This window comes from Acidovorax sp. M2(2025), assembly GCF_049330835.1.
Taxonomy (GTDB): Bacteria; Pseudomonadota; Gammaproteobacteria; order Burkholderiales; family Burkholderiaceae_C; genus Acidovorax.
This window is the reverse complement of sequence record NZ_CP186262.1, coordinates 635,862-654,867: the sequence shown is the minus strand read 5'-3', so window position 1 is coordinate 654,867 and position 19,006 is coordinate 635,862. Positions and strand designations below refer to the sequence as shown.

Below are 19,006 nucleotides of genomic sequence, written 5' to 3'. Positions count from 1 at the left end.
CTCGACCGCAACCGCTCAGGCTGCTGCGGCAATCTGATCCAGCGCCTTGACCAAGTGGCCCACCGTGCGGTCCACGTTGTGCCACTTCTCCAGGCCGAACAGGCCGATGCGGAAGGTCTTGAAATCCGCTCCTTCATCGCACTGCAGGGGCACGCCGGCGGCCGTCTGCAGGCCCACGTCCAGGAACTTCTTGCCGTTCTGGATGCCGGGGTCGGTGGTGTAGCTCACCACCACGCCCGGGGCCTTCCAGCCCTCGGCGGCCACGCTGGGGAAGCCGCGCGATTCAAGCAGCGCGCGCACCTTGGCGCCCAGCTCCATCTGCTCGGCGCGCACTTTGGCAAAGCCGTAGGCGCGGGTCTCCAGCATCACGTCGCGCAGGCGCACCAGCGCGTCGGTGGGCATGGTGGTGTGGTAGGCGTGCTGGCCCTTTTCGTAGCCTTCCGCGATCTGCATCCACTTCTTGAGGTCGCACGAGAAGCTGGAGCTTTGCGTGCCGTCAATCGCCTGGCGGGCACGTTCGCTCAGCATCACCATGGCGCAGCAGGGCGAGCTGCTCCAGCCCTTTTGCGGGGCCGAGATCAGGATGTCGACGCCCGTGGCCTGCATGTCCACCCACATCGCGCCGGAGGCAATGCAATCCAGCACGAAGAGCGCGCCCACCTCGTGCGCGGCGGCGCTCACGGTGCGGATGTAGTCGTCAGAGAGGATGATGCCGCTGGCCGTCTCGACGTGCGGCGCAAACACCACCTTGGGCTTTTCGGCGCGGATGGTGGCGGCCACTTCCTCGGCAGGGCACGGCGCCCAGGGGGCTTGCGCGCCGTCGCCCTGCTTGCGGGCCTTGCACACCACGGCGCCGCCGCCGAGGCCGGTGTCGGCGTCAAAGATCTGGCTCCAGCGGTAGCTGAACCAGCCGTTGCGCACGATGAGCACTTTTTCCTGGTTGGCAAACTGGCGTGCCACGGCCTCCATGCCGAAGGTGCCGCTGCCGGGCACCAGCACGGCGGTGTGGGCGTGGTAGACCTCTTTGAGCGTGGCGAGGATGTCCTGCATCACGCCGGTGAAGCGCTTGGACATGTGGTTGAGCGCGCGGTCGGTGTAGACCACCGAGAATTCGAGCAGGCCGTCGGGATCGATATCGGGCAGCAGTCCGGGCATGGGGTCTCCGTGAACAACAGGCAGTCCGCGGGGCACGCGCCGGCGCGTGGTGATGCCGGCCCGACCCCACGCATTGGTAGGGCCGGCCAGCTTAGCACGCCCTACCAGGTGTCCACCGGGTGTGCGGTCAAAGGCGCGATGCGCGACGAGGCCAGCCCACGCGCCAACCAGCTGCGGGTGTCGGCCGGGTCGATCACCGCGTCGATCTCCAGCGTGGCCGCCATGTGCATGGCCTCGCCATTGGCATATGACTTGGCCACCAGCTTCCGGAACAGCGCGTCGCGCTCGGGCCCTTCGGGCAGCGCCTCCAGCTCCTTGCGGAAGCCCAGGCGCACCGCGCCTTCGAGCCCCATGGCGCCGAACTCGCCCGTGGGCCAGGCAATGGTGAACACCGGGGCGTGAAAGCCCCCGGCCGCCATGCCCATGGCGCCCAGGCCGTAGCCCTTGCGCAGCACCACGCTGAAGAAGGGCACGCGCAGGTGCGCGGCCGCGACGAACAGGCGGCTCACGTGCCGCACCTGGGCCGTGGTCTCCACGTCGGGCCCGACCATGAAGCCGGGCGTGTCCACCAGGCTCACCAGGGGCAGGCCGTGCGCGTTGCACAGCTGCATGAAGCGCGCGGCCTTGTCGGCGGCGGGCGCGTCGATGGCGCCGCCCAGGTGCAGCGGGTTGTTGGCCATCAGCCCCACGGGGCGGCCTTCGATGCGGGCCAGCGCCGTGTGGATGCCGACGCCAAAGCCGGTACGCAGCATCAGCAGGCTGCCGGTGTCGGCAATGCCTTCCAGGGCGCGGCGGGTGTCGTACACGCGCAGGCGGTTTTCGGGCACCACGCTGCGCAGGCCGCGCGGGTCGGCGGCGGACCAGTCCGTGGTGCGGCCCTGGAAGTAGCCCAGGTACTGGCGCGCGGCGCGCACGGCGTCGGCCTCGGTGTCCACCAGCACGTCGATCACGCCGCTGGCATGCTGCACGGTGCTGGGGCCGATCTGCTCGGGCCGGAACACGCCCAGGCCGCCGCCCTCGATCATGGCGGGGCCGCCCATGCCGATGTTGCTGGCGCGAGTGGCAATGATCACGTCGCTGCAGCCCAGCAGCGCGGCGTTACCCGCAAAGCAGCGGCCGTGCACCACGCCCACCACCGGCACCTGGCCGGAGAGCGCGGCGTAGCTGGCAAACGTCTCCACATGCAGGCCGGCCACCACGGGCACGTCGGTGTCGCCGGGGCGGCCGCCGCCGCCTTCGGCAAACAGCACCACGGGCAGCTGCTGCGCCAGCGCAATGCCGAGCATGCGGTCGGTCTTGGCGTGGTTGCGCGCGCCCTGCGTGCCGGCCAGCACCGTGGCGTCGTAGGCCATGACCACGGTGCGCGCCTTCTCGGGGCCGAACTGCGCGCCGTTGACGCCGCCGATGCCGGTGACCATGCCGTCGGCGGGCGTGTTGGCGATGAGGTCTTCACGGGTGCGGCGGCGCGTTTGCGCGGCAATGGCGAGCGCGCCGTATTCGAGGAAGCTGCCTTCGTCGCACAGGTCGGCAATGTTCTCGCGGGCGCTGCGGCCGCCCTGGGCGTGGCGCTTGGCCATGGCCTCGGGGCGGGCGGCGTCCAGCGTGAAGGCGTGGCGGTCGATGACGCGCTGCAGGTCGGCGCGGATGTGGTCCGCACCGTGCGCCGCCGCTTCGGCCTGCGCGGCAGCGTCGCCTGCGGCGTCCACGGGCTCCAGCACCAGCAGGGGCTGGCCGGGCTGCAGGTAACTGCCGGGCTCGGCCAGCCACTGGCGCACGCGGCCGGCGTGCGGGGCACTCAGCACATGCTCCATTTTCATGGATTCGAGCACGGCCAGCTCGGCACCGGTGGCCACCACGTCGCCTTCGGCCACGCTGCGCTGCACCAGGCGGGCGGGCATGGGGGCGCAGACGGCGCCCTCGGGCACTGCAGACTGTTGGGCCGCGGAGGGATCTGAAAGAAATTGGCCTCCAGCGCTTTCTGGATAAGCGCGGGCAGCTATTGTTTTGGAAGCATCCAGCAGCGCCGGCAGCACCGATTCGAGCCAGCGCGTGTGCACCTGCTGCTGCGCCATCTCCGGGCGGGCGGCCAGGGCCTGCAGCAGCGCCAGGTTGGTGGCCACGCCTTCGATGCGGCATTCGGCCAGCGCGCGCTGGCTGCGGCGCATCACGTCGGCAAAGTCGCTGCTGGGGCTGTGCACGATGAGCTTGGCCAGCAGCGTGTCGTAGTGCGGCGAGGGTGCGGTGCCCGCCACGCCATGGCTGTCCACGCGCACGCCGGGGCCGGAGGGCATGTCAAAGCGCGCCAGCGTGCCGCTGCCGGGCGTGGCCTGGCCTTGCGCGTCCAGCGTTTCGGCGTTGATGCGCCACTGCACGGCGTAGCCCCGGGGGCGCTGTGCCTGCGCCGGGTCCAGGCCCAGCGCGCGCAGCGGCCGGCCGGCAGCCAGGGCGATCTGCGTCTGCACCAGGTCCACGCCCATCACTTCCTCGGTGATGGTGTGCTCGACCTGCAGGCGCGGGTTGGCCTCGATGAACACCCAGGGGAGATCCGTCGAGTGCAGGTCCACCAGGAACTCGAAGGTGCCCAGGCCCTCGTAGCGCACCTCACGCGCCATGGCCAGCGCGGCGGCGGTGATCTGCGCGCGCAAGCTTTCGGGCAGGCTGGGGCTGGGGGCGATCTCCACCAGCTTCTGGAAGCGCCGCTGCAGCGAGCATTCGCGCTCGCCCAGGGCCAGCACGTCCTGCCCGTCGCCCAGCACCTGGATCTCGATGTGCCGCGCATGCGCCATGAGGCGTTCCACATACACGCCGTCCACGCCGAAGGCGGCCTGGGCCTCGCTGCGGCAGCGCGCGTAGGCGGCGGTCAGGTCGTCCCCGGCTTGCACGGCGCGCATGCCGCGCCCGCCGCCGCCGCCAATGGCCTTGATGACGATGCCGGCCGTTGCGTGCTGTTGCCAGAAGGCCTGGGCCTCGGCCAGCGTGACGGCGTGCTCCGTGCCCGGCATCAGCGGCACGCCGCAGCGCTGCGCCAGCGCACGCGCCTGGGCCTTGTCGCCAAACAAGGCCAGCTGCGCGGGCGTGGGGCCGATGAAGCGCACGCCCGCTTCGGCGCAGGCGGCGGCAAAGTCCGCGCGCTCGCTCAGGAAGCCGTAGCCGGGGTGCAGGGCATCGCAGCCGTGCTCGCGGGCAATGGCGAGCAGCCGCACGCCGTCGAGGTAGGCGGCCGGGCCGGTGGCGCCCAGGGCGACGGCGCTGTCCGCAGCATGCACGTGGGGGGCCTGGGCGTCGTCCTCGGCGTAGACGGCCAGGCTGGCGATGCCCAGGTCGGCCAGTGCGCGCACGGTGCGCAGCGCCACCTCGCCGCGGTTGGCGATCAGGACTTTGGAAAAGAGGGGCGGGGTCATTGCGGTGCTTTTGTTTTGATAGCTGCTGGCGCTTGTTCCTCAGGCACCAGAGGCCAATGGGGCTTGAAGGTTTTGGCCGGGCAGCTCAGTCCTGGTCTTTCAGGAGCCGGCGCAGCACCTTGCCCGCGCCCGTGGCGGGCAGCGCGTCGATGAAGCGCACCTCGCGCGGGGCCTTGTAGGGCGCCATGTTCTCGCGGCACCAGGCCACCAGGGCGAGGGCGTCCACGTCCTGGCCGGGCTTCTTGACGATGAAGGCGCGCACCACCTCGCCCTTTTCCGCATCGGGCACGCCGATCACGGCCGCCTGCGCCACGGCGGTGTGCTTGATGAGGATGGTCTCCACTTCTTCAGGGAACACGCTGTAGCCCGAGACCTTGATCATTTCCTTGAAGCGGCCGATGAAGGTGAGGTAGCCGTCCGCATCGATCTTGCCCATGTCGCCGGTGAAGACCCAGCCGTCCCGCAGCGTCTTGGCGGTGGCCTCGGGCTTGTTCCAGTAGCCCTTGAAGTTGCCGGGGCCGTGGATGGTGATCTCGCCCACTTGGTCGGCAGGCAGCGGCGCGCCGGTGTCCGGGTCCACGATGCGAATCGTGTTGCCCGGCACGGGCTTGCCCTGGGTGCCCCAGCGGATGGCATCGGCGGGCATGGCGGTGTCCACGGTGTGGGTTTCCGACAGGCCATAGGCCGCCTCGTGCGCGATGCAGTTCGGCGCGAACTGCTGCCACTGCTGGGCCAGCGCCTCGGTGAAGGTGATGCCGAAGCTGGTGACCGGGTTGCGCCGCAGCGCGCTCCAGTCCATGGCGCGCGCGCCGGGCACCTGCATCAGGGCGCCGTTCATGGGCGCGATGCTGTACCACCAGGTCACGCGGTGGCGCTCCAGCGCCTGGGCCACGCCCAGCGGGTCGAAGCGGTACAGCAGCACGGCGGTGGCGCCGGTGTACACGGGCAGGTTCACACCCATCACCATGCCGGCAATGTGGTACAGCGGGGCCACGGCCAGCAGCACTTCCTGGGGTGTCATGCCATTGCAGTCGGCCGATGCGGCGGTCTTGAAGCTGGCGTTGCCGTAGCTCAGCATGGCGCCCTTGGGCAGGCCGGTGGTGCCCGAGGTGTAGGTCATCAGCGAGATGTCATCCATCGACAGCGCCACAGGCGCGGGCCGCGCGCCGGTGCGCGTGGCGGCCAGGAAGTCTTCGCAGCCTGCGGGCACCGGGGCCATGGCCGTGCGCATGGCCTGCAGCTCGGCGGGCACGTCGATGCTGGGTTCGCCCTCGGGCAGCAGCTCGGCATAGCGCACCACGAACACGTGCTCCAGTGCCGTCTGGGCGCGCACCTTGTCCACCACGGGCAGCAGCACGTCGGCCGCCACGATCACGCGCGCCTGCAGGTCGGTGAGCTGGTACTCCAGCTCGTGTTCCTTGTTCAGCGGCCCGCAGGGGCAGACGATGGCGCCGATCTTCTGGATGCCGTAGTGCGCCATCACGTACTGCGGGCAGTTGTTCATGAACAGCGCCACGGGCTCGCCCTTTTGCACGCCCAGTGCCTGCAGGCGCGCCGCGAACGCGTCGCTGGCGGCATCGAGCTCGGCCCAGGTGATGGGCGTGCCGTACCAAAGGTAGGCCGTTTGACCGGGAATGGTGCGGGCGTGGCGGCGAAGGTGTTCGTGCAGCGGCAGCTGCGGTGCGGTCTGTGGCATGGCGTTGTCTCCGAGGTGTCTGGAATCGCTGGTTCTTGGCACCTACCCAGGGTTTTTGCTGAGTGCTCGCACCCGCCAGCGTCTTGCCAATATATACCGGCGGGTAGAACAATGCTACCCATGGGTATAACCAAAGCGACACCAACGCCCGCCACGCTGGCCGTGGAGCCCCCGCCCGTGAAGGCGCGCGGCCGGCAGAAGGCCTGGACGGCCAGCACGGACGAGAAGCGCGAGCGCATCCTGCAGGCGGCCGAGGCGCTGTTCGACGCGCAGGGCTATGCGCAGACCACCATGGAGCAGATCGTCCAGCAGCTGGGCGTGACCAAGCCCTACGTGTACTACTACTTCCACAACAAGCAGGAGATCTACGAGACCCTGTGCTGGCGCCCGGCCGTGGCCTGCTTCACGGCCATGGACTTCCCGGAGGACGACACCCGCCCCGCCCATGCGAAGGTGGCGGAGGGCATCGAGCGGCTGATCCGCGCCACCATCGAGCACCACCCGGCAGCGTTCTTCCCCTACCGCGAGCCGCAGGTCTTCCGCCCCGAATACCTGGCCATGCAGAAGAAGCTGGCCAACCACTTCTACGACCGCATGTGCGCGCTGATGGAAGAGGCCCGCGCGGACGGCATGCTGGACTTCAAGGAAACCCGGCTCACTGCCCTGGCGGCCTGCAGCCTGCCGGGCTTTCTGTACCACTGGTACCGGCCGGACGGGCGCCTGTCGCCGGCGGAGGTGGTGCGCGAGCTTTCCCAATTGGCCTGGCGCGTGCTGGGCCTGCGCACGGCCCGTCGGCGGCCGGCGCGTGCATCCGCCGACGAAAAACCACCACCACCGGAGACATCTTCATGAAAGCCTTGTTGTTCACGCCCCTGGCCGCCGCAGCCTTGCTCTGCGCCGGCGCCGCATCGGCCCAGGAGACCTTCAAGATCGCGTACATCGACCCGCTGTCGGGCCCGTTCGCCAACGTGGGCGAGCTGATGCTCACGCACACGCAGTACGCGGTGGAGGACATCAACGCCAAGGGCGGCGTGCTCAAGGGCACCAAGCTGCAGCTGCTGCAGTTCGACAGCAAGCTGTCGGCGCAGGAGAGCCAGAGCGCGCTGCAGGCCGCCATCGACCAGGGGGCCAAGGCCATCGTGACCGGCGGCTCGGGCTCGTCGGTGGTCACGGCACTGGTGCAGGCGGCGGCGCGCCACAACCAGCGCAACCCGGGCAAGGAGGTGATCGTGCTGAACCACTCCTCCATCGACCCCGAGCTGACGGGCAAGGCCTGCAACTTCTGGCACTTCCAGTTCGAGGCCAACACGGCCATGAAGATGAAGGCCATCGCCAACTACATCAAGAAGCAGCCGGACATCAGGAAGGTTTACCTGCTGAACCAGGACTACGCGCACGGCAAGCAGTGGGCGCACTACGGGCGCGAGATGGTGGGTCTGGCGCGGCCGGACATCCAGTTTGTGGGCGAGGCGCTGCACCCCATTGGCCGCGTGAAGGACTTTGCGCCCTACCTCGCCAAGGTCAAGAGCAGCGAGGCCGATTCGGTCATCACCGGCAACTGGGGGCAGGACATGACGCTCTTGCTCAAGGCCGCGGGCGACGCGGGCTACAACCTGCGCTACTTCAACCACAGCGCGGGCTCCATCCCCGGCACGGTGCTGGCGGTGTCGCAGGCCAAGCAGGGCCAACTGACCTGGGTGGCCGAATGGCACCCCGGCCAGGCCGACACCCCCAAGGTGGACGCGCTGGCCAAGGCCTACAAGGCCAAGACGGGCAAGGACTTCCTCGCGCCGCGCATCGAGATGACGCCGCGCTTCCTGGCCGCGGCCATCAACAAGGCCCAGTCCACCGACGCGGTGAAGGTGGCGCGCGCCCTGGAAGACCTGACGCTGGAATCGGTGGTGGGCCCCGTGCGCATGCGCGGCGAGGACCACCAGTTGCTGCTGCCCCAGGTGGTCAACACCATTGCGCCGGTGGACGGCAAGACCGTGAAGGTCGGCTGGGAAGGCACGAACTACGGCTTCCGCACCGATGCGGCCTACACCGGCAACGAACTGGCGCAGGGCACCGACTGCAAGATGGCGCGGCCTTGACGCCACGGCGCGACGATTCTTGAAGAGGATCCCTAAGAACAGGTTCTAAGCGCCGTTATCCCCACGGCGGCAGCTCCCACGGGCCGCCGCTACCATGGCCGGTCTCGCCTTCAATGACCCGCCCCACAAGGACCGCGCCCATGCCTGACTTTCGCAGCGACACCGTCACCCAGCCCACGCCCGCCATGCGCGAGGCCATGTTCAATGCTCCGCTGGGCGACGATGTGTTTGCCGACGACCCCTCGGTGAACGCGCTGCAGGAGCATGCGGCGCAGTTGCTGGGCTTCGAGGCCGCGCTGTTCGCCCCCTCGGGCACGCAGACCAACCTGATTTCGTTGTGGGGCCACTGCCAGCGCGGCGACGAGGCCATCGTGGGCCAGAGCTGGCACACCTACCGCTGGGAGGCGGGCGGCATGGCCGTACTGGGCTCCATCCAGCCCCAGCCGGTGGAAACGCAGCCCGACGGCACGCTGCGCCTGGCCGACATCGCCGCCGCCATCAAGCCCGACGACCCGCACTTCGCCCGCACCCGCCTCATCGTGCTGGAGAACACCACCGGAGGCCAGGTGCTGCCACCCGCCTATGTGGCCGAGGTGGCGCAGCTGGCGCGCCAGCGCGGCCTGGCGCTGCACCTGGACGGCGCGCGGCTGTTCAATGCCGCCACGGCCAACGCGGCCCGCCACGGCACGGATGTGTACGACGAGGCGCGCACGCTGTGCGGGCATTTTGATTCGGTGTCGCTGTGCCTGAGCAAGGGCCTGGGCGCGCCCGTGGGCTCGCTGGTGCTGGGCACGCGCGACTTCATCCGCCAGGCGCGGCGCACCCGCAAGATCCTGGGCGGCGGCATGCGCCAGGCAGGGGTGCTGGCGGCGGCCGGGCGGTACGCCCTGGAGCACCATGTGCGCCGGCTGGCCGACGACCATGCCCACCTGGACCGGCTGGCCCAGGGCCTGGCCGAAGCCAACCGCAGTCACCCCGTGCTGCAGGGCAAGCTCACCGTGCAGCCCTGGCAGACCAACATCCTCTTCACCGACCTGCGCGCGGACGTGGCCCCCGCCTTCACCGCCTGGCTGGCGCAAAACGGCGTGCGGGTGACCAGCAGCCTGTATGGCGGCGCGACCCGGCTGCGCTGGGTGACGCATCTGGATGTGAGCGCGGCAGATGTGGATGCTGCGCTGGATTGCGTGGGGCGGTTTCAGCTGCCGGGCTGATACGCCCGCCAGAGCCTTTTTGCGATCTCAGGCGGCGGGGTAGCTCCGCCCGCCGAAGATGCCGGTGCCCACGCGCACCATGGTGCTGCCCGCCTGAATGGCGGCTTCCAGGTCGGCCGTCATCCCCAGCGAAAGCGTGTCGAACGACTCCAGCCCCGGCTCCCGCAGGGCGGCAATCTCGTCAAACAGCCTTCTGGCGCTGGTGTGGACGGCCAGTTGCGCTTCCAATTCAGGCGTATGGTCCGGGATGGCCATGAGCCCGCGCACGGCCAGCCGTGGCAGTTTCGCCACAGCGCGCGCCAGCGCCAGCGCCTCGGCCGGCGCCACGCCCGACTTGGTGGGCCCGCCATCGATGTTGACCTGGATGCACACCTGCAGGGGCGGCAGGTCCGCAGGCCGCTGGGCGGACAGCCGTTCGGCGATCTTCAGGCGGTCCACGGTGTGGACCCAATCGAAGTGCTCGGCCACCAGGCGCGTCTTGTTGCTCTGGATGGGGCCGATGCAGTGCCACTGCAGCGACGCACCCGGCAGCGCTTCGCGCACGGCGGCGATCTTCTCCACCCCTTCCTGGATGTAGTTCTCCCCGAAAGCCTGCTGGCCCGCGGCGGCGGCCTGCACCACTGCGTCCGGGCCGAAGGTCTTGGAAACGGCCAGCAGGGACACCGCGCCGGGGCTGCGTCCGGCGGCCTGGCACGCCTGCGCAATCCGGCCCAGAACCTGTTGGAGGTTGTTTGCAATCGTGGTCATAATGTTTGGTCAAGCGTACCAAACGATAGAGGGACTTTCGTGGACATCACCCAACTGCTCGCGTTCAGCGTCAAGAACAAGGCCTCCGACCTGCACCTCTCGGCCGGTTTGCCGCCCATGATCCGCGTGCACGGCGATGTGCGCCGCATCAATGTGGACGCGCTGGACCACAAGACGGTGCACGCCATGGTCTACGACATCATGAGCGATGCGCAGCGCAAGACGTATGAAGAGTTCCTGGAAGTCGACTTCTCCTTCGAGATCGAAGGCCTGGCGCGCTTTCGCGTCAACGCGTTCAACCAGAACCGCGGCGCGGCCGCCGTGTTCCGGACGATTCCGAGCAAGATCCTGACGCTGGAGCAGCTCAACGCCCCCAAGATCTTCGGCGATCTGGCGCTCAAGCCGCGCGGCCTGGTGCTGGTGACCGGCCCCACGGGCTCGGGCAAGTCCACCACGCTGGCGGCCATGGTCAACTACCTGAACGAAACCGAATACGGCCACATCCTCACGGTGGAGGACCCGATCGAGTTCGTGCACGAATCCAAGAAGTGCCTGATCAACCAGCGCGAAGTGGGACCGATGACGTTGTCGTTCGCCGCCGCGCTGAAGTCCGCGCTGCGCGAAGACCCGGACGCCATCCTGGTGGGCGAAATGCGCGACCTCGAAACCATCCGCCTGGCCATGACGGCCGCCGAAACGGGCCACTTGGTGTTCGGCACGCTGCACACCTCCAGCGCCGCCAAGACCATCGACCGGATCATCGACGTGTTCCCCGCCGAAGAAAAGGAAATGGTGCGCGCGATGCTGTCCGAATCGCTGCAGGCCGTGATCTCGCAGACGCTGTGCAAGACCAAGGACGGCTCGGGCCGCGTGGCCGCCCACGAGATCATGCTGGGCACCAGCGCCATCCGCAACCTGATCCGCGAGGCCAAGGTGGCGCAGATGTATTCGACCATCCAGACCAGCAACAGCGTGGGCATGCAAACGCTGGACCAGAACCTCACCGATCTCGTGCGGCGCAACATCATCAGCCCGGCCGAAGCGCGCAGCAAGGCCAAGATTCCCGAGAACTTCCCCGGCTGATGGCGGCTGCGCCGCCTCCCTGACCCCTGCATTTCGCGGCCCTGCGGGGCCGCCGCACACCGGAGCACTGTATGAAAGGCATCCTGGGCCTTCTGAAAATGAAAACCCGCGGCGGGAAACCCGCCGACGAGGGAACGGATTCTGTTTTCTTCTCCACCGCATTCGCCGGCCAGGGCGTGGACGACTCCATGCTCGTGCCCTGGGAGGCGCGGGCGGTCGAGATCGGCGCCAAGCGCCTGCCCACCAGCCGCGGCGGCAAGCTGCTGCAGGGGCTGTGGGCCAAGGACAAGTACATGGCGCACCTGGACAAGAACGCCGTGGAGCGCATGGAGCGCTTTTTCGAGTTTGCCGCCGTGCCGTCCAACCGCGACGTGATCCGCCAGGACGAGTATGGCAACTTCATGGTGGTGCTGCTCACCGGCACCATCGCGGTGGACCGTGTGCAGCCCTGGGGCGAGCACCTGCGGCTGGCCGAAACCCGGCCCGGGGACATCCTGGGCGAGATGTCGCTGCTGGACAGCGGCATCCGCTTTTCGGCCTGCACGACCCTGACGGACTGCGAGATCGCCGTGCTGAGCGCCGAGGCCATGGACGACATGATGACCCAGGACCCGCAGCTGGCGGCCAGCCTGATTGCGCTGCTGGCCCGCAAGTTGTCGCTGCGCCTGCGGGTTGTGAGCGCCCGCCTGAGCGACAACCAGAAATAACAACCAGCGGGCCGCCCATGTTGTTGTCCACGCACCTGCGCAAGACGTGCCGCCGGCCGGCCCACCATAAAACCGGGGAGAGAATCTGATGGAACGCGATCAGGCCAGTAAATTCATCAACGACCTGCTCAAGCTGATGGTGAGCCGCAACGGCAGCGACTTGTTCATCACGGCCGACTTTCCTCCGGCGATCAAGGTCGACGGCAAGGTGACCAAGGTCTCCCCGCAGCCGCTCACCCCGAACCACACCCTCACGCTGGCCCGCGCCATCATGAGCGACAAGCAGGTGGCCGACTTCGAACGCACCAAGGAGTGCAATTTCGCCATCTCGCCGGCCGGCATCGGGCGCTTTCGCGTCAACGCCTTCATCCAGCAGGGCCACGTGGGCATGGTGATGCGGACCATCCCGCTCACGCTGCCCACCATCGACGGCCTGGGCGTGCCGCAGGTGCTCAAGGAAGTGACCATGACCAAGCGCGGCCTGTGCATCCTGGTGGGTGCCACGGGCTCGGGCAAGTCGACCACGCTGGCCGCCATGGTGGACTGGCGCAACGAGAACTCGTTCGGCCACATCATCACGGTGGAAGACCCGGTTGAATTCGTGCACCCGCACAAGAACTGCGTGGTGACGCAGCGCGAGGTGGGCCTGGACACCGACACCTGGGAAGCCGCGCTCAAGAACACGCTGCGCCAGGCGCCGGACGTGATCCTGATGGGGGAGATCCGCGACCGCGAAACCATGGAACACGCCGTGGCGTTTGCCGAAACCGGCCACTTGTGCCTGGCCACGCTGCACGCCAACAGCGCCAACCAGGCGCTGGACCGGATCATCAACTTCTTCCCCGAAGAGCGCCGCGCACAGCTGCTGATGGACCTCTCGCTGAACCTGCGCGCCATGATCTCGCAGCGGCTGATTCCCAAGCAGGACGGCAAGGGCCGCGCCGCCGCCGTGGAGGTGATGCTCAACACCCCGCTGATCTCCGACCTGATCTTCAAGGGCGAAGTCTCCGAGATCAAGGAGATCATGAAGAAGAGCCGCAACCTGGGCATGCAGACGTTCGACCAGGCGCTGTTCGACCTCTACGAGGCCAACGTGATCAGCTACGAGGACGCGCTGCGCAATGCCGACTCGCTCAACGACCTGCGCCTGCAAATCAAGCTCAACAGCCAGCGTGCCAAGTCGCCCGACCTGGCGTCGGGCACCGAGCATTTCGCTATTGTTTGACCCCCCTGAGTCGCCTGCGGCGCCTTCCCCCCCAGGGGGACGACGCCGGTGGCCTGGCGCAGCCAGTTCCACGGCGTCTGCTGGCCTGGGCGGCGCCAGTTTCAAACGCCGCCGTCGTGGCGGCCTTTTTTTGCAAGAACCACTTCCATGCCAAGCACCAACCCTCGCAACTACGACGCAACGCCTTCCCGCAAGGTCGCCTTTCTGGGCCTGGGGGTGATGGGCTATCCGATGGCGGGGCACCTCGCACTGGCGGGGCATGAGGTCACGGTGTACAACCGGACTGCTACCAAATCGGTAGCTTGGTGCGCAGAGTACGCAAGCGCCAAGAACCCAAAACATGCTGCAACGCCGCACGAGGCGGCAGCGGGTGCCGATTTCGTTTTTTGCTGCGTGGGGAACGACGACGACCTGCGCTCGGTCACGCTGGGGGCCGATGGCGCCTTTGCGGGCATGAAGCCGGGCGCGGTGTTTGTGGACCACACCACGGCTTCGGCCGAGGTGGCACGCGAGCTGTATGCCGCAGCCAAGGCGCAGGGCCTGCAGTTCGTGGACGCGCCCGTCTCGGGCGGGCAGGCCGGGGCGCAGAACGGCCAGCTCACGGTGATGTGCGGCGGCGACGCCGCGGCATTCGAGGCCGCCCAGCCGGTGGCCATGGCGTTCTCGCGGGCGTTCACCCTGCTGGGTGCCAGCGGCGCGGGCCAGTTGGCCAAGATGGTCAACCAGATCTGCATCGCCGGGCTGGTGCAGGCCCTGTCCGAGGCCGTGGCCTTTGGCCAGAATGCCGGGCTGGACATGAAGCAGGTGCTGGATGTGATCGGCAAGGGCGCCGCCCAGAGCTGGCAGATGGACAACCGCGGCAAGACCATGGTGGACGGCAAGTTCGACTTTGGCTTTGCCGTGGACTGGATGCGCAAGGACCTGGGGCTGGTGCTCGACGAGGCCAAGCGCAACGGCTCGCGCGTGCCGGTGACCGCCCTGGTGGACCAGTTCTACGCCGATGTGCAGAAGATGGGCGGCAACCGCTGGGATACGTCCAGCCTGATCCAGCGGTTGAAATAAGGAAAAAGAACAACCCCCTGAGCGGCTTCGCCGCTTCCCCCTTCTCTCGCCTTGCTACGCAATGCGGGAAGGGGGACGCCCCCCAGCGCGGCGGGGCGGCCCTTGCGCGGGGGCACCGGTAGAGGCCGCGCCCGTGTCGGCGGCAGCGTGCCATGTTCGCCTCGAAGAAAAAATCCCGGCCGCATTGGTGCGAACCGGGATTCTTCTTTCAGCCGTCGTGAGGACTCATGGGTCCGAGAAAGGACCGCCGCTTAGCCGCCGGAAGGCTTGGTGTTGTCCGTGGTGACGGGCGCGGGTTGCGGTGCGATGCGGCGCAGTTCTTCTTCAGAGACGATCTCGAACACGCGCACCACCTTGCTCACGTCGCTCACGCCGCGTGCGATCTCGGTGGCGCGGTTGGCCTCGCGCTGGGTGACGCGGCCCATCAGGTACACGGTGTTGCGCTCGGTCACCACCTTGAAGGAGTTGGCCGAGATGTCCTGCGCATCCACCAGGCTGGCGCGCACCTTGCCCGTGATGAAGGTGTCGCTGGAGCGCTGGCTCAGCGTGCTCACCGGCATCACGGCCAGGTCGTTGACGACGGAGCGCGTGTTCTCCACCTGCGCCACGATCTGTTCGGCCGTCTGGCGGTCCTGGGCGCTGGCCACTTCGCCGGTCAGCAGGGCCTGGCGGTTGTAGCTGGTGACGTTCACGTGGGCCCGGTCGCCCAGGGTTTCGCGGATGCGGTTGACGGCACGCAGCTCGATGCCTTCGTCCTCGATCTGCGTGCCCGCGGTACGGCGGTCCACCGCCATCACGCCGCCAACGACGGCACCGCCGACGATCAGCGGGGCGCAGGCCGACAGGCCCGCCGCGAAAGCGCCCGCAGCGAGCACGGCACAGACCGCGCGCTGGGCACGGTGCAAGGATGTTGGTTTCATAGTGGAATCTCCTGTTCACCAAGTAACTGGGTGTCCACGCCGTCGCTCAGGCAGTGCAGCACCAGGGCGTGGACTTCCCGCACCCGCGCGGGGCGGTCGTGCGGCACACTGATCAACACATCGGTTTCGCGCAGCAGCGCGGCCAGCTTGCCGCCCGTGCGGCCGGTGAGCACCACCACGGTCATGTCGCGCTCGTGGGCCGCTTCGGTGGCGGCCAGCAGGTTGGGCTCGTTGCCGGTGACGGACAGCGCCAGCAGCACATCGCCCGCCTGGCCCAGGGCGCGCACTTGGCGCGCGAAATGCTGCGTTGCGTCCAGGCTGCCCGGCCCCGTGGAGGTGAGCAGCGTGCTGTCGGCGGTGAGGGCCAGGGCCGCCAGTTCGGGTCGGTCGCGCTCGAAACCCGCCACGCAAAACGCCGCGAACTGCTGCGCTTCGGCGGCCGAGGGCCCGTTGCCGCACGCCAGCACCTTGCCGCCGCTGGTCACGCAAGCAAGGATGGCTTGCACGGCATCGGCGATCGGGTGGCTCAGGACCTGCGCTGCCTGGTATTTCAGGTCGGCGCTGTCGATGAAATGCTGTTGGATGCGTTGCTCAAGCATGAGAGCCAGATGATACCCGCGGCGTGTTACAGCTTTTGTAGCAATGCGTAGAGAGTGCCCTTGCGCCGGCGCGCCCTGCGGGCAGCGGTCAGGAGGCGTCGAACGCGCCCCGGATCCACTCCAGCGACGCCTCCACCAGCACCACGTCAAACCGGCAGGGCGGCGGCGAAGGCAGCCGCAGAAGATAGTGCCGTGCCGCCAGCACGATGCGCTGCTGCTTGGTCGCGCCGATGCTGGCGCCAGCGCCCCCGAAGGCGCTGCCCCCGCGGCTGCGCACCTCCACGAACACCAGCGTGCCATCGCGCTCGCGCATCACCAGGTCGATCTCGCCGCCGCCGCGGCCCGGCGTCCGATAATTGCGCTCGACCAGGCGCAGGCCGGCGGCCTGGAGGTAGGCCAGCGCCTGGTCCTCCGCCGCATTGCCGCGATCGCGCGTGGTGGGAGCCCGGGGCGGGGCGTCCTGTCCCGGCGGAACCGACGGCTTTCTCTTCGCAAGGAATCTCATTGAGCGCATCTTTCGCTTCAGCCCTGGGCGCCGCGCGCGACGCGGCGGCATCGCAGCATTATCCGGGGGGCACCCTGTACGTGGTGGCCACGCCCATCGGCAACCTGGCCGACATCACGCTGCGCGCGCTGCATGTGCTGCAGCTGGCCGATGCCGTGGCGTGCGAGGACACGCGCCACACCCAGTCCTTGCTGCGCGCCTACGGCGTCGACAAAACCCCGGCGCAGCTGCTGGCCGTGCACCAGCACAACGAGGCCGAGGCTGCGCAGGCGGTGGTGGCGCAGTTGCACCAGGGCCTGCGCGTGGCGTATGTCAGCGATGCCGGAACCCCGGGCGTAAGCGACCCCGGCGCCCGCCTGGTAGCGGCCGTGCAGGCCGCCGGACTGCGCGCGATGCCCCTGCCGGGCGCCAGCAGCGTCACCACGGCGCTCAGCGTGGCGGGGGCCGTGAGCCACGGTGGCGAGACCGGGGGGTTTGTCTTTGCGGGCTTTCTGCCGACCAAGAGCGCGGAGCGCGCCACGGCGATCGAACAGCACTGGGCGCGCGAGCCCCGCTGCGTGGTCTTGCTGGAGGCGCCGCACCGCATCCAGGACCTGGCCCGGGCCCTGGCCGTGCTGGGGGAGCGCCCGGTCACGCTGGCGCGCGAGCTGACCAAGCAGTTCGAGGAAGTGACCACCCTGCCCGCCCGCGACCTGGCCGCCTGGCTGGACGCCGCCCCCCAGCGCTCGCGCGGCGAATTCGTGGTGCTGCTGCACCCGCTGGCGCGCACGGACGACGATGGTGGCGACAGCCTGCGGGTGCTGCGCCTGCTGCTGCAGGAGCTGCCCCTGAAAACCGCCGTCCGCATCGCAGCCGAGATCACGGGGGCCTCGCGCAACGTGCTGTACGACACGGCCCTGCAGTGGAAGCGCGATGCGCCGGGCGACGCCGATTAAGAATCAGGATTTAAGGCAAAATGGCCTGTAGCGCTTGTCCAGAAAGCGCCAACAGCTATCAATAATATAGCACCCCAAACCACCTTGCCACCGGGCTATCGGGAGACCGCCAGCCCGGCGGCCACCCCGCCGAACAGGTCGCCTTCCACCTGCGGCGTTGCCGGGAACGCCGCCGCCAGCGCGTGGCGCAGCGGGCGCAGGGCGGAGGAACCGCCGGTCAGGTAGATCGCTTCCACCCCCCGTGTGCCCAGCCCGGCCTGCGCCACGCAGTCCTGCGCGCACGCCACCACCTGCTCCAGCAAGGGTCCCAGGCCTGCCGCCAATCCGCCCGGCGAGAGCGTGGCCCCCAGGCCCGGCTCGATCCAGTCCAGGGGCATGGCCGTCGATGCCGCCTCCGGCGCGGAGGAGGCCGCAATCTTGGTGCGCTCCACCGTGTCCGCCAGCCGATGGCCCCAGCGTTCGTGCAGCACCCGCATCAGCCGGCCGTGCAAACGCACGTCCGCATAATCATTGCGCAGGTTTTCGGCGTCGCGCAGGGCGCGGGGCGAATACAGCCACTGGATCAGGTGCCAGGTGGAGAGGTCGAAAAACACCCGGCTCGGCACCTCCCGCCCGGAGGGGCCGCGGTGGCGCAGCCCCAGCAACGGCATGGCGAGGTCCAGGCTCAGGCGGCGGTCGAAGTCCGTGCCGCCCACATGCATGCCGGTGGTGGCCAGGACGTCGCGGGAGCGGTCCGCCTGCCCTGCGCGGTCCGGCCCCAGCCGCACCACCGTGAAGTCCGACGTACCGCCGCCAATGTCCACCACCAGCACCAGCGCCTCGTGCGCGAGCCGCTGCTCGTAGTCGAGCGCCGCGGCAATCGGCTCCAGCTGGAACGACACCTCGGCAAAGCCCGCCCCCGCGGCTGCCAGCCGCAGCGCCTCCTCCGCCTGCCGGTCACGCACCGGGTCGTCGTCCACGAAATGCACCGGCCGGCCCATGACCACCCGCGCCGGCAGGCCGCCCAACTCGGCCTGGGCGGTGTCGGCCAACCGGCGCAGAAACAGGCCAATGATGTCCTGGTAGCTCACCAACGTGTTGTGAACCGCCGTCTTCTCCTGCAGCAAGGCGCTGCCCAGCAGGCTCTTGAGCGAACGCATCAGCCGCCCCTCGGTGCCCGACAGGTACTGCGCCACGGCGTCCCGCCCGAAGTGCGTGCGCTGCTCTTCGGCATTGAAGAACAGGGCCGAGGGAAGCGTGGACGCGCCCCCCTCCAGCGGGATCATGCGCGCCGCATCCCGGCCCTGGCGCACGGCCACGGCGGAATTGGAGGTGCCAAAGTCGATACCAAGGGTGGTGTCCTGCAGAAGGGGCATGGGGAATGCTTTGAAACAAACGGGGAACAGACGGGAAGCGACAGACAGCGCCCTGGCGGCGAGACGCCCGCAAGGCAGGCGACCGGGCTGGCGACATGGCTGGCATCCCATGGGCTGCACAACGCGTCAGTGCCGCGGTTGCAGCGGCAACGCGTGGACACCGGCAAAAGGAAAAAGCCCTTGATTTTCCAAAATCAAGGGCTCCTTTTGAGGGCCGGGAATGCACCCGCCCACAGCAGAATGAAAACCAAACGGCCCCACGTGCTGGCGCGAGAGCTTCAACCGGCCCGCATCCTACCGCAAAACCCTGGG

The 19,006-nt window shown here is 68.6% G+C and carries 16 protein-coding genes; 8 read left to right on the top strand and 8 right to left on the bottom strand.

Annotated elements, in window-relative coordinates; all coding sequences use genetic code 11:
- Window positions 1–15: 15 nt before the first annotated feature.
- The 3 genes from ACOYR3_RS03015 to ACOYR3_RS03005 form a co-directional block, all read right to left on the bottom strand.
- A complete protein-coding gene (locus ACOYR3_RS03015) occupies window positions 16–1,155 on the bottom strand; it encodes an aminotransferase class V-fold PLP-dependent enzyme (protein ID WP_422845024.1) in 1,140 nt (379 codons plus the stop codon).
- A 101-nt stretch (window positions 1,156–1,256) separates the two neighbouring features.
- Window positions 1,257–4,556 carry a carboxyl transferase domain-containing protein gene (locus ACOYR3_RS03010; protein WP_422845023.1) on the bottom strand — a complete coding sequence of 1,100 codons (3,300 nt, stop codon included), beginning with the start codon at window positions 4,554–4,556 and terminating at the stop codon, window positions 1,257–1,259.
- Window positions 4,557–4,641: 85 nt separating this feature from the next.
- Window positions 4,642–6,252 carry an AMP-binding protein gene (locus tag ACOYR3_RS03005; RefSeq protein WP_422845022.1) on the bottom strand — a complete coding sequence of 537 codons (1,611 nt, stop codon included), beginning with the start codon at window positions 6,250–6,252 and terminating at the stop codon, window positions 4,642–4,644.
- Between the two features lie 120 nt (window positions 6,253–6,372).
- Here ACOYR3_RS03005 and ACOYR3_RS03000 point away from each other — a divergent pair, with 120 nt between their 5' ends.
- The 3 genes from ACOYR3_RS03000 to ltaE all read left to right on the top strand — a co-directional run bounded on the left by ACOYR3_RS03000 (window position 6,373) and on the right by ltaE (window position 9,556).
- Window positions 6,373–7,104 (top strand): TetR/AcrR family transcriptional regulator, encoded by a 732-nt coding sequence (locus ACOYR3_RS03000; protein WP_422845021.1) that lies wholly within the window; start codon window positions 6,373–6,375, stop codon window positions 7,102–7,104.
- Entirely contained in the window at window positions 7,101–8,345 is a 1,245-nt protein-coding gene (locus ACOYR3_RS02995; RefSeq protein ID WP_422845020.1) for a branched-chain amino acid ABC transporter substrate-binding protein, read from the top strand. Before ACOYR3_RS03000 ends, ACOYR3_RS02995 begins: the two co-directional genes overlap by 4 nt.
- A gap of 140 nt (window positions 8,346–8,485) precedes the next feature.
- Window positions 8,486–9,556 (top strand): low-specificity L-threonine aldolase, encoded by a 1,071-nt coding sequence (gene ltaE / locus ACOYR3_RS02990; protein ID WP_422845019.1) that lies wholly within the window; start codon window positions 8,486–8,488, stop codon window positions 9,554–9,556.
- 27 nt (window positions 9,557–9,583) lie between these two features.
- On the opposite strand, the gene ACOYR3_RS02985 is transcribed toward ltaE, so the two are convergent.
- Entirely contained in the window at window positions 9,584–10,303 is a 720-nt protein-coding gene (locus ACOYR3_RS02985; protein WP_422845018.1) for a YggS family pyridoxal phosphate-dependent enzyme, read from the bottom strand.
- A 39-nt stretch (window positions 10,304–10,342) separates the two neighbouring features.
- On the opposite strand from ACOYR3_RS02985, the gene ACOYR3_RS02980 reads away from it, so the two are divergent.
- The 4 genes from ACOYR3_RS02980 to ACOYR3_RS02965 all read left to right on the top strand — a co-directional run bounded on the left by ACOYR3_RS02980 (window position 10,343) and on the right by ACOYR3_RS02965 (window position 14,380).
- Window positions 10,343–11,386 (top strand): type IV pilus twitching motility protein PilT, encoded by a 1,044-nt coding sequence (locus ACOYR3_RS02980; protein ID WP_055398404.1) that lies wholly within the window; start codon window positions 10,343–10,345, stop codon window positions 11,384–11,386.
- 71 nt (window positions 11,387–11,457) lie between these two features.
- The gene (locus tag ACOYR3_RS02975) at window positions 11,458–12,093 is read left to right on the top strand and encodes a cyclic nucleotide-binding domain-containing protein (RefSeq protein ID WP_422845017.1); all 636 of its coding nucleotides are present in this window, start codon (window positions 11,458–11,460) and stop codon (window positions 12,091–12,093) included.
- Between the two features lie 88 nt (window positions 12,094–12,181).
- Window positions 12,182–13,318: a PilT/PilU family type 4a pilus ATPase gene (locus ACOYR3_RS02970; protein WP_422845016.1), complete on the top strand. Its 1,137-nt coding sequence runs from the start codon at window positions 12,182–12,184 to the stop codon at window positions 13,316–13,318.
- A 147-nt stretch (window positions 13,319–13,465) separates the two neighbouring features.
- Entirely contained in the window at window positions 13,466–14,380 is a 915-nt protein-coding gene (locus ACOYR3_RS02965) for an NAD(P)-dependent oxidoreductase (RefSeq protein ID WP_422845015.1), read from the top strand.
- Between the two features lie 251 nt (window positions 14,381–14,631).
- Here ACOYR3_RS02965 and ACOYR3_RS02960 read toward each other — a convergent pair whose 3' ends face one another.
- The 3 genes from ACOYR3_RS02960 to ACOYR3_RS02950 form a co-directional block, all read right to left on the bottom strand.
- Complete coding sequence (locus tag ACOYR3_RS02960) at window positions 14,632–15,300, bottom strand: BON domain-containing protein (protein WP_422845014.1); 669 nt, start codon at window positions 15,298–15,300, stop codon at window positions 14,632–14,634.
- Complete coding sequence (locus ACOYR3_RS02955) at window positions 15,297–15,899, bottom strand: SIS domain-containing protein (RefSeq protein ID WP_422845013.1); 603 nt, start codon at window positions 15,897–15,899, stop codon at window positions 15,297–15,299. Before ACOYR3_RS02955 ends, ACOYR3_RS02960 begins: the two co-directional genes overlap by 4 nt.
- A gap of 88 nt (window positions 15,900–15,987) precedes the next feature.
- The gene (locus ACOYR3_RS02950; RefSeq protein ID WP_422845012.1) at window positions 15,988–16,404 is read right to left on the bottom strand and encodes a YraN family protein; all 417 of its coding nucleotides are present in this window, start codon (window positions 16,402–16,404) and stop codon (window positions 15,988–15,990) included.
- Between ACOYR3_RS02950 and rsmI the strand changes: the two genes are divergently transcribed.
- Window positions 16,404–17,339, top strand: a complete 936-nt coding sequence (gene rsmI, locus ACOYR3_RS02945; RefSeq protein WP_422845011.1) for a 16S rRNA (cytidine(1402)-2'-O)-methyltransferase — start codon at window positions 16,404–16,406, stop codon at window positions 17,337–17,339. The genes ACOYR3_RS02950 and rsmI overlap by 1 nt on opposite strands.
- 95 nt (window positions 17,340–17,434) lie before the next feature.
- Here the strand turns inward: rsmI and ACOYR3_RS02940 are convergent, their stop codons facing one another.
- Window positions 17,435–18,694, bottom strand: a complete 1,260-nt coding sequence (locus ACOYR3_RS02940) for an Hsp70 family protein (RefSeq protein WP_422845010.1) — start codon at window positions 18,692–18,694, stop codon at window positions 17,435–17,437.
- Between the last annotated feature and the right edge of the window lie 312 nt (window positions 18,695–19,006).